Raw genomic sequence first — 16,688 nt, forward strand, 5'->3', positions numbered from 1 at the left:
ACGGACCAGAACCGGCGGGGGACATGGGCAAGGCTGACGCGCTGCTGCGCGACGTATTCGGATTCGACGGGTTTCGCCCCGGCCAGGAAGAGATCGTTCAGGCGGTGGCGCAGGGGCAGGACACCCTGGCCATCATGCCCACCGGCGGCGGCAAATCCCTGTGTTTCCAACTGCCTGCCCTGATGCGGCCGGGGGTGACGCTGGTCATCTCGCCGCTGATTGCGCTGATGCGGGACCAGGTGCGGGCGATGACCTCGGCCGGGGTCAGCGCCGGCTCCCTGACCTCTGGCAATAGCGAGGAGGAGAACGACGCCACCCGCGCCGCCCTGCATGAGGGCCGGCTGAAACTGCTGTATCTTGCGCCGGAACGCCTGTCCTCCGTCGGGCTGGGCGACACGCTGCGCCACGCCGATGTCAGCCTGATCGCGGTGGACGAGGCGCATTGCGTCAGCCAATGGGGCCATGATTTCCGCCCCGATTACCTGCGCATCGGCGCGCTGCGCGAAACGCTGGACGTGCCGCTGGCCGCCTTTACCGCCACCGCCGATGCCGAAACGCGGGAAGAGATCGTCAGCCGCCTGTTCGGCACCCGCATCCCGCAGATGTTCCTGCGCGGTTTCGACCGGCCGAACCTGCATCTGGCGTTCGAGGCCAAGAATTCCCCCCGCACCCAGATCCTGAACTTCGCCGCTGCGCGCAAGGGCCAGTCGGGCATCGTCTATTGCGGTACGCGGGCGAAGACCGAATCGCTCGCCCGTGCCCTGAACGAGTCGGGCGCTCAGGCGATCCATTACCATGGCGGCATGGAGGCGGACGCCCGCCGCGCCGCCGAACTGCGGTTTCAACAGGAAGACGGGCTGATCGTCGTGGCCACCGTGGCCTTTGGCATGGGCGTGGACAAACCCGATATCCGCTGGGTCGCCCATGCGGATCTGCCCAAGTCGATCGAGGCCTATTACCAGGAGATCGGGCGCGCCGGTCGCGACGGCGCGCCGGCCGAAACGCTGACCCTGTTCGGCCCCGATGACATCCGCCTGCGGCGGTCGCAGATCGACGAGGGGCTGGCCCCGCCCGACCGCCGCGCCGCCGATCACGCCCGTCTGAACGCACTGCTGGGTCTGGCAGAGGCGCAGACCTGCCGCCGCGCCACCCTGCTGCGCTATTTCGGCGAGGAAGACGTGACCTGCGGGCGTTGCGATCTGTGCGACACCCCGCCCGAAACCTTCGACGGGACCGAGGCGGTGCGCAAGGCGCTGTCGGCGATCCTGCGCACCGGCGAATGGTTCGGCACCGGCCACCTGATCGACATCCTGACCGGCAACGAGACCGACAAGGTGCGCGAACGCGGGCACGATCAGCTGCCCACCTATGGCGTCGGGCAGGATTACAACCGCCGCGAATGGCAGGCGGTGTTCCGTCAGATGATGGGGCAGGATCTGGTGCGCCCCAACGTGGACCGTCACGGCGCGCTTTTCATGACCGAGGCCGCCCGCCCGATCCTGCGCGGGGAGGCCACGATCCGCCTGCGTCGCGACACCATTGCCGCCGCGCGGGCCCGGCGTCCTGCGGTCAAGACTCTGGTGGCAGAGGAGGACGCCCCGCTGCTGTCGGCCCTGAAGGCCAAGCGCCGCGCGCTGGCCGAGGCGCAGAACGTGCCCGCCTACATCATTTTCAACGACCGCACCCTGATCGAGATGGCCGAAACCCGGCCCGCCACCCTGGACGCCATGGCCCGTGTCGGCGGCGTCGGCGCCAAGAAGCTGGAAGCCTATGGCGACGCCTTCCTGGAGGTCATCGCCGGCGCGGTGGAGGAAACCCACCCCGCCCGCCGCCGCCTGGCCGGACGCGACGCCGGCAGCCTTTACGATCAGCTGATGGAGGCCCAGACCGCCCTGTCGCGGGGCGCCGATGGCATCGACAAGCCGCTGTCGTGCTCCGCCGCGCAGATCGCCAAGGTGGCGCAGATGCGGCCCCATGATCCCGACGCGCTGGGCCGTATTCTCGGCGACCGGCGCGCGGAACGATTTGGCGATGCCTTTCTGGATATCCTCCGACAGGCGGGGTAAGCTAACCCCACATTTTGAAAAAGGAATTCCCATGCTTTGTGTTCTGTCGCCCGCAAAACGCCTGGACTGGTCGGACCGGCCGGATTCCATGAGCGTTCCGGCCTTTCTGGCCGAGGCGAACAGCCTGGCGCGCACCATGCGCAACCGCACGATGAAGGATCTTCGGACGCTGATGAGCCTGTCCGAAGACCTGGCCCGCCTGAACCGCGACCGCTACCGCGCCTGGTCCGAAACTCCCGAAGATACGATCCTGCGTCCGGCGGTCTTCGGCTTTGCCGGGGATACCTATACCGGGCTGGCCGCCGGCTCCCTTCAGGCGGATGACCTGGCCTGGGCACAGGACCATCTGCGCATTCTCTCCGGCCTTTACGGCGTTTTGCGACCGTTGGACGGGATTCAGCCCTACCGGCTGGAGATGGGCACCCGGCTGAAAACCCGGCGCGGCGAAACCCTGTACGCCTTCTGGCGCGACCTGCCCGCCCGCCACCTGAAAGCCCAGGCCGATGAGCTGGGCACCGACACGCTGGTGAATTGCGCCAGCCAGGAATATTTCGGGGCCGTGGACATCCGCGCGCTGGGCCTGCGGGTGATCACCCCCGCCTTTCTGGAGGAACAGGGCGGCGTGGCCAAGATGATCTCCTTCAGTGCGAAACAGGCGCGTGGCGCGATGGCGCGGTATATCGTGACCCACCGCCTGACCGACCCCGCCGCGCTGGTCGAATTCGACAGCGGCGGCTATCGTCATGACCCGGAACGATCCACGCCGGACGGGCCGGTCTTCATCCGGTCCACGCCGGGATAGGTCGCGGGCGGGGGACGAATCCTTGCCTGCGGATCGGGGGAATGCGACCATCCCCACGCTCAGGTAAGGAGAGTTCCCATGCGCGCCATCCTCGGCACCGTCCTTGTGGCGGCCCTGCTGTCCCTTGTATCGGCCGCACCGGCACAGGACGCCCGGCCAGACCCGTTGATCCCCGATCACCGCATGGTGGTGACGCCGGATCGCGATTTCTCCGGGGCGGATCTGCAACAGCTGTTCGACACCACGTTCGACGCCTGCCGCAACGCCTGTGCCAGCATCGCGGATTGCGCCGGCTTTACCTTCAACACCCGCAACAATTCCTGTTTCCCGAAATCCGCGATCACTGGCGAGACTCCCTATGAAGGCGCACGCTCGGCCCGGATGACGCCGGTGCCGCAGGCCGCACGTGACCTGGCGGCGCAGCGGGCCGGGGATCTGGGATTCCTGGGTCCCCAGGGGCTGACGGCGGCACGGGATCAGGCGCGGATGATCGGCGCCCGTCACCCGGCCGGGCAATACGATACCCAGGCCCTGCTGGGCGCCGCGCGGGACCGCATGGCCAGCGGCGACCTGCTGAACGCGATGCGCTGGATGGGCGGCGCCGTGGCCCAAAGCGACGCCGCCGACCAATGGGCCGAATATGCCCGCCTGCTGCTGGAGATCCCCAAGGATCAATCCGGCGAGACCCGCGCCAATGCCGCGCGCGCCCTCTCTGCCGCCACCAACGCCTATCTCCGTGCACCCGGCGATCCGGCCCGCGCGCAGGCGCTGACCCTGATCGCCCGCGCGCTGGAGGTGGCCGACCGGGGCCGCGACATGATCCCCGCCCTGCAACTGGCGCACCGCCTGTCGCCACGCGCCGACATCGCCGAACAGCTGGACCGGGCCGCTGGCCTGTACGGTTTTCGCATTACCGATCACCGCGTCGATCACAACGCCACGACCCCGCGCATCTGTGCGGAATTCACCGAACCGCTGGTGCGCGCCGGGGTCGATTACAGTGATTACGTCCGCCTGCCGGATCGGTCCATGGCCGTAGAGGCCACGGGCAGCGACATCTGCATCACCGGCGGCCAGCATGGCGAACGCTACAGCGTGACCTTCCGCGCGGGGCTGCCCGCCCGCGACGGCACCGCCCTGGCCCGCGACACAGAGCTGCGGTTCTACATCCGCGACCGCGATCCGCAGGTGCGGTTCCCCGGCCGGGGCTACGTGCTGGCGAAATCGGCCGGCGCCGCGCTGCCCGTGACTTCGGTCAATGCCGACACGGTAGAGCTGAAGCTGCACCGCGTCAGCGATCGCAACCTGACCCGCGCGATCCAGCAGAGCTTTTTCAACCGCAACATCCATCCCTACGAGGAGGAGACCTTTGCCACCCAGCTGGCGCAGGAGATCTGGACCGGCACCGGAATATTGCAGAACCGGTTGAACCAGTCGATGACCACGCGCCTGCCGCTGGGTGACGTGCTGGCCGACCAGCCGCCCGGCGCCTATGCACTGACCGCGCAGATCCCCGGCGACGATCCCTACGAGGTGGAGCCGGTGACCCAATGGTTCCTGTTGACCGATCTGGGCCTGACCACCCTGTCGGGCAATGACGGGCTGCATGTCTTTGTCCGGGGCCTGTCCGATGCCGACCCCCGCGCCGGGCTGGAGGTTCAGTTGATCTCCAACGCCAACGCGGTGCTGGGCACGGCACGCACCGATGATCAGGGGCATGCAGTGTTCGCCCCAGGGCTGACACGCGGCACCGGCGGCGCGACGCCTGCGTTGGTCACGGTGCGCGACGGGGCACGGGACATGGCCTTCCTGTCGCTGACCGATCCGGCCTTTGACCTGTCCGACCGTGGGGTGGCGGGCCGAGCGCCTGCCCCGCCGATCGACGTCTTCCTGGCCACGGACAGGGGCGCCTACCGCGCGGGAGAGGTGATCCACCTGACCGCGCTGGCCCGCGATGCAAAGGTGCGGGGGCTGGACGGCGTGCCGCTGACCGCGATCCTGACCCGGCCCGACGGCGTGGAATACGCGCGCCAGACCTCGACCCGCGATGCGGCCGGGGGGCATGTGATCGCCCTGCCCGTGGCCGAGACAGCCCCGCGCGGCGCCTGGCGGATCGACGTGAAATCCGATCTGGACGCCGCGCCGCTGGCCTCCACCACCGTGCTGGTCGAAGATTTCCTGCCCGAACGGATTGATTTCGACCTAGCCCTGCCGGAGGGCACGATTGCCCCCGGTGATACCCCCGATCTGACCCTTTCGGCGCGCTACCTCTTTGGCGCTCCTGCCGGTGACCTGCGGGTCGAGGGAGAGCTGCGCGCCACTCCGCAACGTCAGCTGTCCGAATGGCCGGGCTTTCTGCTGGGGCTGCATGACGCCCCCACCCGCGCCGATGGCGAAGGCTTTGCCGGCGGGCGCACCGATGCCGACGGCCAGCTGAGCGCGCCGCTGCCACTGGATTTCATCACCCAGGACGACACCCGGCCCCGGCGGCTGGACGTGACGCTGCGGGTGCTCGAAGGCTCCGGTCGCCCGGTGGAGCGGCGGTTGACCCGCGAGCTGGCCCCCGCCGGGCCGGTGATCGGCATTCGTCCGCAAGGTGAAGATGTAATCCCCGAGGGGAGCGAGGCGGCCTTTGACCTCATCGCGCTTGGCCCCGACCTGGCGCCGCGACCGATGCAAGTGAGCTATACCGTCAACCGCGTGCGCGACCGCTATCAATGGTTCCAGCGCTTCGGCTCCTGGGAATGGGAGAAGTTCACCACCCGCACCGAGGTTACCACCGGCACCGCCACCCTGGGCCCCGATCCGGTCACGGTGACCGCGCCGGTGGACTGGGGGCGCTACGAGATCGTGGTGGAGCGGATCGACGGCCCCTATACCGCCTCCTCCGCCGAGGTTTACGCCGGCTGGTACGTGCCCGCCGACCCCGCCGCCACGCCCGATATGCTGGAACTGTCGCTGGACAAGCCCGGCTACCGCCCCGGCGACACCGCCGACCTGCGGCTGGTGCCGCGCCATGCGGGCAAGGCGCTGATCACCGTGGTCTCCGACCGGCTGATCGACATGATCGCGGTGGAGGTGCCGGAGGGTGAAAGCCACGTGTCGATCCCCGTCACCGAGGATTGGGGCGCGGGCGCCTATGTCACAGCGACGGTACTGCGCCCGATGGACGTGCCTGCCGGGCAGATGCCGGCCCGCGCGCTTGGCCTGTCCTACGCGCCGGTCGATCCCGGCGACAAGGCGCTGAAGGTCACGCTGGACGCGCCCAAGACGGCAAGCCCCCGTGGTCCGTTGACCGCCGCCGTCCAGCTGGAGGGCCTGCCCGCCGGTGAAACGGCCCATGTCACGCTGGCCGCCGTCGATGTCGGCATCCTGAACCTGACCGCGTTCGACACCCCCGACCCACAGGCGCATTATTTTGGCCAGCGGCGACTGGGCGTGGAATTCCGCGATCTCTACGGACGGCTGATCAATTCGCTGGACGGCGCGATGGGTCAAGTCCGGTCCGGTGGCGATGCCGGTACGCAGCCCGGCCTGCAATCCCCACCCCCGACCGAGGAACTGGTGGCCTTCTTCACCGGGCCGCTGCAAGTCGATGGCGACGGCCGGGCCGAGGTCACCATGGAGCTGCCGGAGTTCAACGGCACCGTGCGGCTGATGGCGCTGGCCTGGTCGCCCACCGGCGTCGGATCGGCCGAGGCGGATGTGCTGGTACGTGACCCCGTGGTGGTCACCGCCACCCTGCCCCGGTTCCTGGCGCCGGGTGACACGTCGCGCCTGTTGCTGGAAATCGTTCATGCCACCGGACCTGCCGGCGATATGGCGCTGGAGGTCGCGGCAGACGGCGTGACGCTGGACGCCGCAACCCTGCCGGAAACCTTCGAACTGGGCCCTCAGGGCCGCACCTCTTTCGCCCTTCCTGTCACGGCAGGGGATGTGGGCGACCACCGCGTCAGCGTCACCCTGACCACCCCGGACGGCACACGTCTGGCCAAGGATCTGACCCTGCCGGTGCGCGCCAACGATCCCGAGATTGCCACCACCCGCCGGTTCGAACTGGCGGCTGGCGACATCTTCACCCTTGATGATCAGGTCTTTACCGGGATGCGACCGGGCAGCGGCACGGCCTTGATCTCTGCCGGGCCGCTGGCGCGGTTCGACGCGCCGGGGATGCTGGCGATGCTGGACCGCTACCCCTATGGCTGCACGGAACAGGTGACCTCGCAGGCGATGCCGCTGCTCTACCTGTCGTCGGTCGCCGGGCAGATAGGGCTGGAGGACGACACCCGGGTCCGTGACCGGATCGACCGGGCCATCACCCGCGTCCTGACCCGGCAGACCGGGGGCGGGGCCTTTGGCCTGTGGCGCGCGCGCGCCGGGGATGGCTGGCTGGACGCCTATGTCTCCGACTTCCTGTCGCGGGCCCGGTTGGCAGGGTATACGGTGCCCGACGCGGCCTTTGCCACGGCGATGGACAATCTGCGCAACCGCGTGAACTACGCCCCGGATTTCGAGGCCGACACCAATGGAGGCGGCAGCGCGCTGGCCTATGCGCTGATGGTGCTGGCCCGCGAGGGCATCGCCACAATGGGGGACCTGCGCTACTACGCCGATGCCAAAGGCGATGATTTCGCGACCCCGCTGGCCGCCGCGCAGTTGGGCGCGGCGCTGGCAATGTACGGCGACCAGACCCGCGCCGACGCCATGTTCGCCCGCGCCGACGCGATGATGCGCCACCGCCAGAGCGCCGAAGGGCCGGTCTATCGCGCCGATTACGGCACCAACCTGCGCGATGCCGCCGGTGTGCTGGCCCTTGCGGTGGAAAGTGGCTCCACCGCCGTGGACCGGGCGCGGCTGGCCAACCGCATCGCCGCACCGGAGGGGCGACGCTCCACCCAGGAAAGCGTCTGGACCCTTCTTGCGGCCCATGCCCTGACAGAGGCACCCGGCGGCGGCGGCCTGAGCGTGAATGGCACCCCGCAGACCGCGCCGCTGATCCGCCGGGAGGAAGCGCAGACCCTGACCCCGCAGCAGATCCGCAACACCGGCAGCCGCGCCACCAGCCTGACGCTGACCACGATCGGCACCCCCCGCATTCCCGCCCCCGCCGGCGGTTATGGCTACGGGATCGAACGGCTGTATTTCGACATGCAGGGCAATCGCGCCACGCTGGATGACCTGCACGCTGGCGATCGGCTGGTCACCGTCTTGCGCGTCACCCCGTTCGAGGAGACAGGCGCCCGGCTGATGATCGACGATGCCCTGCCCGCCGGGTTCGAGATCGACAATCCCAACCTGCTGCGCGCGGGCGATCCCGGTGCGCTGGACTGGCTGGACACGGTGGAAACCCGCACCACCGAGTTCCGCGCCGACAGGTTCCTTGCCGCCGTCGACTGGCGCTCGGCCAAGCCGTTCGAACTGGCCTACGTGGTACGCGCGATCACGCCGGGCCGCTATCACCACCCCGCCGCCGTGGTGGAGGACATGTATCGCCCCCGCTACCGCGCCCGGACGGATGCCGGCCGCATCACCATCGCGGAGTGACGGCTGTGGCACGGGGCGGATGGCTGGCCGGGCTGGCCGCCGTGCTGCTGCTTGCGGGCGGTGCACGCGACGGCGTCGACCGCTGGATCGACGCGACCCCGATGCCGGCGCTGGTGCCTGCCACCTCGGTCGAGGTGCGGGACCGCGACGGCGCGCTGCTGCGGGCCTACACGGCGGGCGACGGGCTGTGGCGGTTGGCCGCCCCGCCTCGCCCGGAGATCGATCCCGGCTACCTGCGGATGCTGGTCACCTACGAGGACCGGCGCTTTGCCGATCACGCCGGTGTCGATCCCCGTGCGATCCTGCGCGCCGGGTGGCAGGCGCTCAGGTCCGGGCGGGTCGTCTCCGGCGCCTCTACCCTGACGATGCAGGTCGCGCGCCTTCTGGAGAACAGCGGCACCGGCCAATGGCGTGGCAAGCTGCGGCAGGCGCGGCTGGCGCTGGCGCTGGAACGGCGGCTGGACAAGGCGCAGATCCTGAACCTGTACCTGACCCTCGCCCCCTATGGCGGCAATATCGAGGGGCTGCGCGCCGCCACCCTGTCCTGGTTGGGAAAGGAACCCACCCGCCTGACCCCGGCCGAAGCGGCGTTCCTGGTGGCCCTCCCCCAATCGCCCGAGGCCCGGCGCCCGGACCGCCACCCCCGCGCCGCCCGCACAGCCCGTGACCGGGTGTTGCAGCGGATGCATCGCGCCGGGGTGATCGACGCCAGCGCCCTGGCTGCCGCATTGTCCGATCCGCTGCCGCAGCGGCGCCGGGCCTTTCCCGCGCTGGCGCCGCATCTCTCCGACCGCGCCCGCGCCGAACGGCCCGAGGCGCTGCGCCACGACCTGACGCTGGATGCCGATCTTCAGGCGCGGCTGGAAGGCCTGGCCAGGGAGGCCCTGCGCGGGCAGGTCTTCGGCCTGTCGGTGGCGGTGCTGGTGGCCAATCACCGGAGCGGGGCGATCCTGGCCTCTGTCGGGTCGGCGGGGCTGGGCCAGCGGGGACAGGGGTTCGTCGACATGACGCAGGCTGTCCGGTCGCCCGGCTCCACGCTGAAGCCGCTGATCTACGCGCTGGCCTTTGACCGGGGGCTTGCCCATCCCGAAACCCTGATCGACGACCGGCCGACGGATTTCGCCGGCTACGCCCCGCAGAATTTCGACGGCGTCTTTCGCGGGCGGATCCGGGTCGCCGATGCGCTGCGTCTGTCGTTGAACCTGCCCGCCGTTCTGCTGACCGAGGCCCTGGGCCCCGCCAACCTGATGGCCGCCTTGCGCCGCGCCGATGTGACCCCCCGGCTGAGCGGCCCCGCCGGGCTGGCCGTTGCGCTTGGCGGGGTCGGGATGTCGCTTCGGGACCTGGTGCAGCTCTATTCCGGGTTGGCGCAGGGCGGGCAGGTCCGCGCCCTGCATCACCGCCAGGGCACACCGGCGACGGCAGCCCGCCGTCTGACCTCGGCCGCTTCGGCCTGGCAGGTGGGGCATGTGCTGGCCGACCTGCCCCCGCCTGGCGGCGCGCCAGTCCGGCGGATCGCCTGGAAGACCGGCACATCCTATGGCCACCGCGATGCCTGGGCGATCGGCTATGACGGGGCGCATGTGATCGGTGTCTGGCTGGGGCGACCCGATGGCACGCCGGTGCCGGGGGCCTTTGGCGCGGACCTGGCCGCGCCACTGCTGTTTCAGGCCTTCGACCGACTTGCAGGCTCCCTGACGGGACAGGCCAGCCCCCTGCCCCCGCCTCCGCCGGAAACGCTGTTGGTCGGAGCCTCGTTGCTGCCCGAACCGTTGCGCCAGTTCCGGCGCCGCACAGAGGGGATGCCGCGCGATCCGGATGCCCCGGCGCTGGCCTTTCCGCCCGACGGCGTGCGCCTGCCGCTGGACGGCGCCCCCCTGCCCGTGCGGGTACGCGACGGGCGGCCGCCCTTTACCTGGCTGGTCAACGGCGCGCCGGTGCTGACGGGCCAGCGCGGGCGGGAAGCCTTCCTGCCCGGTCTTGGCCCCGGCTTCACCGACCTGACGGTCATCGATGCGGCGGGCCGGTCGGCACGGGCGCAGGTGCGGCTGGATCCCTGACCGGCGCCGCGCGGCCACTGGACATGGCCGGCAAAGGGCGTAGCGTGGCCCAAACTGGCCGCGAAGGAGTCCCGCGATGAAGGATAACACCACGCTGAAAGAGCTGAACGCCCGCCACCTGTGGCACCCCATGGCCCACCCTGCGGACATGCAGGCCAATGCCCCGGTGATCGTGCAATCCGCCGAAGGCAGCACCATCACCGATATCGACGGCCACCGGGTGGTGGACGCGGTCGGCGGGCTGTGGTGCGTCAACCTGGGGTATTCCAACCGGGCGGTGAAGGACGCGGTCACCGCGCAGATGGATATCCTGCCCTATTACTCCGCCTTTGGCGGTACCACCAACCCCCCCGCGATCGAAGCCGCCGAAGCGGTGCAGGAGATGTTCGCCGAAGACGGGATGGCCCGCGTCTTCTTTACCTCTGGCGGGTCGGATTCAGTGGAATCCTGCCTGCGTCTGTCGCGCCAGTATCACCGGCTGCGCGGCGAAATCGGACGGACCAAGTTCCTGTCCCTGAAGAAGGGCTACCACGGCACCCATTTCGGCGGCGCCTCCGTCAATGGCAACAACCGGTTCCGCACCGCCTACGAGCCGCTGCTGGCGGGCTGTCACCACATCCCCGCGCCCTATACCTACCGCAACCCCTTCGACGAGACGGATCCCGCCAAACTGGCGCAACGCATCGCCGCCGCCATGGTGGACGAGATCGAATTCCAGGGCCCCGCCACCATCGCCGCCTTCATCATGGAACCGATCCTGGGGGCTGGCGGCGTGATCGTGCCCGACCCCTCCTTCATGACGTTGATGCGGGAGATCTGTGACCGCTACGGCATCCTGATGATCGCGGACGAGGTGATCTGCGGCTTTGGCCGGACCGGTGACTGGTCCGGCTCCCGCCATTGGGGGGTGAAGCCCGACATGATGTCGATGGCCAAGGGTATCACCTCCGGCTATTTTCCGGTCGGGGCCGCGCTGATGTCCGACAAAATCGCCGAGGTGTTTGAAAGCGATCAGAGCGGCGAAGGGGCGATCTACCATGGCTACACCTATTCCGCCCATCCCGTCGGCGCCGCGGCAGTGGTCGCCAACCTGTCGGAACTGCGCCGCCTGGACCCGCGCGCGAACGCGGCGGAGCGCGGGCGCCAGCTGTACGACGGTTGCCTGGCCTTGCAGGAGAAATACGACATCATCGGCGATGTCCGGGGCGGACACGGGCTGATGACCGGGCTGGAATTCGTCTCGGATCGCGCGTCGAAGACGCCGATGGACGCGGGCGTTGTGAAGCGGATCCAGAAGGTCGCCTACGACTCCGGGGCCATGGTACGGCCCGGCGCGCCGAATATCCTCATGTCGCCACCGCTGACCATCACCGAGGCGGAGATCGCACAGGTGCTGGCCGCGCTGGACAAGGGCATCGCCGCCGCCTGAGCATCCGTTTGCGTTTCGGGCTTGCCGCGCGATCCGGCGGAGCGCCTGCGGCGCACATCCATTCCGGGATGGAGGGGGCCTTCAGCCCCCTTTTGCGCGCCGGGCGCGCAATTCACCCCCAACGGTATTTGAGCCCGAAGGAGGCGAAGCGTAACGCATAGCAGGTAAATCGGTCCGGAGAATGGGCAGCAAAAAGGGCCGGTCGCACGTCGCGACCGGCCCTTTTTGGATCATGTAGGGGGCGCGTGTCAGGCCGACGTCTTGGCCTTTTTCTTGATCGGCGCCCAGATCTTCTTGTTCGTGAGGTAGAGCAGCACGGACAGGATGGTGAGGAAGATCACGGCGGTGAAGCCCGCGTGTTTGCGCGCCATCATCTTGGGCTCTGCCGCCCACATGAGGAAGGCGGCGACGTCCTCGGCCTCGTGATGCAGCTCGTTGGAATGGCCATCGGCGAATTCAATGTCCTCACCGGCCAGAGGCGGAGCCATGGCGATCCAGCCGCCAGGGAAGGCGGTGTTTTCATAGAAGGTGGCACCCGCCTGTTCCTTCGTCTCCCCGGTGTAGCCGGTCAGGATGGAGACGATGTATTCCGGGCCACCGATGCCCTTCACGAACTGGTTGATCCCGGTGCCGTAGGGCCCGTGGAACCCGGCGCGCGCCTTGGCCATCAGGCTGAGGTCGGGTGCGTTTTCCAGGTTGGAGCCGGGGAAATGGTCCGTGGCCTTCGCCGGACGGAAATCATCCAGCTCCGCGTCGAAGACTTCGAAGTTCTGTTCGGCATAGGCCCGGACCTGATCTTCGGGCAGGTGCGGGCCACCTTCGTCGCCCAGCGTCCGCAGCGGCACGTATTGCAGGCCATGGCAGGCGGCGCAGACCTCGGTATAGACCTGAAGGCCGCGTTGCAGCTGGTTCTGATCAAAGGCGCCGAACGGACCCTCGAAGGAGAAATCCACGTCGTGGGTGTGGCCCTCGTCGCCCGCCGCCTGGGCCGCGCCGGAGGCGAGACCAAGGGCCAGAAGGGCAGAGAGAAGGGGTTTCATGAACATCTGACTCTGTCCTTTCCTTACTCGGCCGGTTTGACAGCGGTCTTGGTGCCGCCGGTCGCCGAGTAATGATTGTTGAAGTCCTCTTCGATGGTTTCCGGCTGCGCGAGCGGCTTTTCGATGACGCCCAGCAACGGCAGGATGACCAGGAAGTAGGCGAACCAATAGGTGGCCCCGATCAGCGAGATCGTCGAATACGGCGGCTCTGCCGGCATGGCCCCGGCCCACATCAGCACGATGAAGTCCAGCGCCAGCAGCGCGAACCACCACTTGAACATCGGGCGATAGCGGCCCGACCGCACGGAGGAGGTATCGAGCCAGGGCGCCAGCGCCATCACCGCGATCGCGCCGAACATCGCCAGAACGCCGAAGAACTTGGCGTCGACGATGCCGCCGGTGATCCAGCTGGCGAACATCACCACCCAGACATCGCCGGTAAAGGCGCGCAGGATCGCGTAGAACGGCAGGAAGTACCATTCCGGCACGATATGCGCGGGCGTCGCCAGGGGGTTTGCTTCGATGTAATTGTCGGGATGGCCCAGGTAGTTGGGCATGAAGCCGACGATGGCGAAGAAGACCACAAGGATGACCGCCAGGGCGAAGAGATCCTTGATCACGAAATAGGGCCAGAAGGACACGGTGTCCTTTGCCGCCTCTTCCTTGGACCCGCGGCGCACCTCGACCCCGGTGGGGTTGTTGTTGCCGGTGGTGTGGAAAGCCCAGATATGCACGATCACCAGGCCCGCGATGACGAAGGGCAGCAGGTAGTGCAGAGAGAAGAAGCGGTTCAGCGTGGCATTGTCCACCGCCGGTCCGCCCAGCAGCCAGGTCTGGATCGGCTCCCCGATGAAGGGGATGGCGCCGAACAGGCCGGTGATCACGGTCGCGCCCCAGAAGGACATCTGACCCCAGGGCAGAACGTAGCCCATGAAGGCGGTGCCCATCATGGCCAGGTAGATCAGCATCCCGATGATCCAGGTGATCTCGCGCGGGGCCTTGTAGGACCCGTAGTAGAGGCCCCGGAACAGGTGCATGTACACGGCGACAAAGAACAGCGACGCGCCGTTCGAATGCAGATAGCGCAGCATGTGGCCGCCGTTCACGTCGCGCATGATGTGTTCGACGGAGGCAAATGCCAGGTCCACATGCGGCGTGTAATGCATCACCAGGACAATGCCGGTGGCGATCTGAAGCGCCAGGCAGAAGGTCAGGATGATGCCCCAGATCCACATCCAGTTCAGGTTCTTGGGCGTGGGAATCATGATGGTGTCGTAAAGAAGACCGATCACGGGAAGGCGGGAATTGATCCAGCGCTCGCCACGGGTCTTCGGTTCGTAATGGTCGTGCGGAATACCGGCCATGTGTCCTCTCCTCCGTCAGCCCAGAACGATTTCGGTCTCGCCCTCGAAGCGGGCGACCGGAACGGGCAGGTTTTCAGGAGCCGGGCCTTTGCGGATCCGGCCGGCAGTGTCGTAATGGGAGCCGTGGCAGGGGCAGAACCAGCCGCCGAAATCGCCGGCCTCGCCCAGGGGAACGCAGCCCAGGTGAGTGCAGACACCCATCATGACCAGCCATTCCTCGGCAGCCTCGCCATCGGCCCCTTCGGGGGCCAGGGCGCGATTGGCGTCCAGCGCAGGGGCATCACCGTCGATATTGGCGTTGCGCGCCAGCGGGTCGGGCAGCGAAGCGGGGTCCACATCGTTGGCGGCAGAAACTTCGTCCGGGGTACGGCGGCGGATGAACACCGGCTTGCCCAGCCATTTGACCGTCAGCTGGGTGCCCGGTTCGATCCCGGAAATATCCACCCGGATCGAGCTGAGCGCCGCAACATCGGCGGAGGGGTTCATCTGGTTGACGAGCGGCCAGACCGCGGCGCCTGCCGTGACAGTGCCTGCGCCAGCGGTGGCGTAGAAGAGAAAGTCTCTCCGGGTGCCGCTGTGATCTTCTGCGTGGGACACGAACTTGACTCCATTCCTGGGCCGGTGACGGCCGAATACGGGTTTTCGGGCCGCGTCATGCTCGCAGCCGTTCCGCCGCGGTGTTTAACCGTGTCTCAAAGACCAGTCCAGCATACAATCGCCTGCACCCGGTGAGGGTGCCGATGTGTCGCGCTTGAGCGATAGGATCCAAGGGGGTATGGACGGGGGAGACACCTTACAGGAACGGACCCCGCCATGACCCATCGCAGCCCGCTTCGATCAACGGCACTTGGCCTGATTGCCGGCGCCGCCCTGGCCGCGCCCGCGGCGGCGGAGATCGAACTGAACCTCTATACTGGTTACCAGACCTCGCCGCACAGCCGGATCGACGGCACCTATCCCGGTGGCGGCTCTTATTCCGCGCTGATCGGCTGGCAGGGCAAGAGCTTCGAGATGCCCCCCTATTACGGCGCACGGGCCACCTGGTGGAAGAACGAACGTTGGGGTTTCGGCGTGGAATTCACCCATGCCAAGGTCTACGCGCCCGAGGGCGAGATGAAGGCCGCCGGATTCGACCGGCTGGAATTCACCGACGGGCTGAACCTGATCACCCTGAACGCCACGCGCCGCTGGAAGGACCAATGGGGCAGCGTGACGCCCTACCTGGGCGCCGGCGTCGGGATCGCGGTGCCGCATGTGGACGCCACGCCGACCGGCGGGCCGAAAACCTTCGGCTACCAGATGACCGGCCCCGCCGCCCGGCTGACCGCCGGTGCCAGCTACCAGATGACGGAGCGCTGGTCGGTTTTCGGCGAATACCAGTTCACCTGGTCCGACAATTCCGCCGATCTGGACGGCGGTGGCACGCTGGACACGCGGATCCTGACCAATTCGGTGAATTTCGGCGTCGGCCTGAAGTTCTGAGGCGCCCTCCCCCCGGTGCCGCATGAATGATCATGCGGGGCCGCTACTTGCCGAGCGTCACAGAGCGGATGACATGGAAAAGGGGGCATCGCCCCCTTTTTTGCGTCAGCTCTGGCGGCGTCGATCAGGCCGGAACGGTGTCCTGCATGGCGGGCCGCTGGCCGAAGCCTTCGGCCCATTGCGCCAATGCCGGACGATCCGCGCGCCAATTGCGGTCGCCGTGGCGGAAATCGAGATATCCCAATGCACAGGCCAGCGCGATCTGCGACGCGTCCAGCGGGCCGTTCAGATGGCTGATCCAGCGATCGCCGATTACGTCCAGGGTGCGGGTGATCCTGTTCCACTGTGCCTCGACCCATTCCGGGAAAACCTTGTCGTCCGGGCGCAGGCGGTATTCGTAGACCATCAGAACGCCGGCCTCCATGATGCCGTCGGCCAGGGATTCGAGGGTCAGAACCTCCCATTGCCGCGCCTGGGGATATAGATCCGCACCGGCCACGGCGTTCAGGTAGCGGGTGATCACACGGCTGTCGTGGATCGCGGGACCGTCCTCCCGCAGCAGCGCCGGGATCTTGCCCAGCGGGTTGGCCGCAATGGCCTCCGCCGCCGGCGCGGTGGCGCTGGTGGCCACCTGCTGCATCTCCACGCGGTCTTGCAGGCCGCATTCCAGGATGGTCACCCGAACCTTGCGCACGAAGGGCGAGGCGGGTGAGTGAACGAGTTTCATGAAGGATCCTCCCTTTTGCGGCGGAGGTTAGAGGCGGTTTGAAGAAGTGTCCATCGGGCTGGATCGGGCGACGGATGGCGCTGCGCGCCATGCCTCCGGCGGCGGTATTTTGACGCCCGAAGGGGGCGGGATCGGGGAAAAGGAGACGGGGTCGAGGGGAAGATCACGGACCGG

10 protein-coding genes are annotated in these 16,688 nt (G+C 68.0%); 6 read left to right on the forward strand and 4 right to left on the reverse strand.

The window, feature by feature from the left end:
- Positions 1-23 precede the first annotated feature (23 nt).
- From recQ to G5A46_RS04700, 5 genes are all read left to right on the forward strand, one after another.
- Entirely contained in the window at positions 24-2,066 is a 2,043-nt protein-coding gene (recQ, locus tag G5A46_RS04680) for a DNA helicase RecQ (protein WP_163847761.1), read from the forward strand.
- 31 nt (positions 2,067-2,097) lie between these two features.
- The gene (gene yaaA / locus G5A46_RS04685) at positions 2,098-2,868 is read left to right on the forward strand and encodes a peroxide stress protein YaaA (protein WP_163847763.1); all 771 of its coding nucleotides are present in this window, start codon (positions 2,098-2,100) and stop codon (positions 2,866-2,868) included.
- Positions 2,869-2,946: 78 nt separating this feature from the next.
- Positions 2,947-8,412 (forward strand): alpha-2-macroglobulin family protein, encoded by a 5,466-nt coding sequence (locus G5A46_RS04690; RefSeq protein WP_163847765.1) that lies wholly within the window; start codon positions 2,947-2,949, stop codon positions 8,410-8,412.
- A 101-nt stretch (positions 8,413-8,513) separates the two neighbouring features.
- Positions 8,514-10,472, forward strand: coding sequence for a penicillin-binding protein 1C (gene pbpC, locus G5A46_RS04695; protein WP_163849882.1), 1,959 nt, complete (start codon positions 8,514-8,516; stop codon positions 10,470-10,472).
- 76 nt (positions 10,473-10,548) lie between these two features.
- On the forward strand, positions 10,549-11,901 hold the full coding sequence (locus tag G5A46_RS04700) for an aminotransferase class III-fold pyridoxal phosphate-dependent enzyme (RefSeq protein WP_163847767.1): 1,353 nt from the start codon (positions 10,549-10,551) through the stop codon (positions 11,899-11,901).
- Positions 11,902-12,149: 248 nt separating this feature from the next.
- Here the strand turns inward: G5A46_RS04700 and G5A46_RS04705 are convergent, their stop codons facing one another.
- From G5A46_RS04705 to petA, 3 genes are read right to left on the reverse strand one after another with little or no spacing between them, the layout of a single operon-like run.
- The gene (locus G5A46_RS04705) at positions 12,150-12,947 is read right to left on the reverse strand and encodes a cytochrome c1 (protein ID WP_163847769.1); all 798 of its coding nucleotides are present in this window, start codon (positions 12,945-12,947) and stop codon (positions 12,150-12,152) included.
- 17 nt (positions 12,948-12,964) lie between these two features.
- Positions 12,965-14,305 carry a cytochrome b gene (gene petB, locus G5A46_RS04710; protein ID WP_163847771.1) on the reverse strand — a complete coding sequence of 447 codons (1,341 nt, stop codon included), beginning with the start codon at positions 14,303-14,305 and terminating at the stop codon, positions 12,965-12,967.
- Between the two features lie 15 nt (positions 14,306-14,320).
- A complete protein-coding gene (gene petA, locus G5A46_RS04715; RefSeq protein WP_163847773.1) occupies positions 14,321-14,902 on the reverse strand; it encodes a ubiquinol-cytochrome c reductase iron-sulfur subunit in 582 nt (193 codons plus the stop codon).
- Positions 14,903-15,118: 216 nt separating this feature from the next.
- Here petA and G5A46_RS04720 point away from each other — a divergent pair, with 216 nt between their 5' ends.
- The gene (locus G5A46_RS04720) at positions 15,119-15,787 is read left to right on the forward strand and encodes an outer membrane protein (protein WP_163847775.1); all 669 of its coding nucleotides are present in this window, start codon (positions 15,119-15,121) and stop codon (positions 15,785-15,787) included.
- Between the two features lie 124 nt (positions 15,788-15,911).
- Here G5A46_RS04720 and G5A46_RS04725 read toward each other — a convergent pair whose 3' ends face one another.
- A complete protein-coding gene (locus G5A46_RS04725) occupies positions 15,912-16,514 on the reverse strand; it encodes a glutathione S-transferase (RefSeq protein WP_163847777.1) in 603 nt (200 codons plus the stop codon).
- Positions 16,515-16,688 lie beyond the last annotated feature (174 nt).

The organism is Pseudooceanicola aestuarii (assembly GCF_010614805.1).
GTDB classification, from domain to species: domain Bacteria; phylum Pseudomonadota; class Alphaproteobacteria; order Rhodobacterales; family Rhodobacteraceae; genus Pseudooceanicola; species Pseudooceanicola aestuarii.

Bases quoted from the DNA above. Each gene is read 5' to 3' on its own strand.
- recQ (WP_163847761.1), top strand. From the start codon at position 24: ATGGGCAAGGCTGACGCGCTGCTGCGCGACGTATTCGGATTCGACGGG.
- yaaA (WP_163847763.1), top strand. From the start codon at position 2,098: ATGCTTTGTGTTCTGTCGCCCGCAAAACGCCTGGACTGGTCGGACCGG.
- G5A46_RS04690 (WP_163847765.1), top strand. From the start codon at position 2,947: ATGCGCGCCATCCTCGGCACCGTCCTTGTGGCGGCCCTGCTGTCCCTT.
- pbpC (WP_163849882.1), top strand. From the start codon at position 8,514: ATGCCGGCGCTGGTGCCTGCCACCTCGGTCGAGGTGCGGGACCGCGAC.
- G5A46_RS04700 (WP_163847767.1), top strand. From the start codon at position 10,549: ATGAAGGATAACACCACGCTGAAAGAGCTGAACGCCCGCCACCTGTGG.
- G5A46_RS04705 (WP_163847769.1), bottom strand. From the start codon at position 12,947: ATGTTCATGAAACCCCTTCTCTCTGCCCTTCTGGCCCTTGGTCTCGCC.
- petB (WP_163847771.1), bottom strand. From the start codon at position 14,305: ATGGCCGGTATTCCGCACGACCATTACGAACCGAAGACCCGTGGCGAG.
- G5A46_RS04720 (WP_163847775.1), top strand. From the start codon at position 15,119: ATGACCCATCGCAGCCCGCTTCGATCAACGGCACTTGGCCTGATTGCC.
- G5A46_RS04725 (WP_163847777.1), bottom strand. From the start codon at position 16,514: ATGAAACTCGTTCACTCACCCGCCTCGCCCTTCGTGCGCAAGGTTCGG.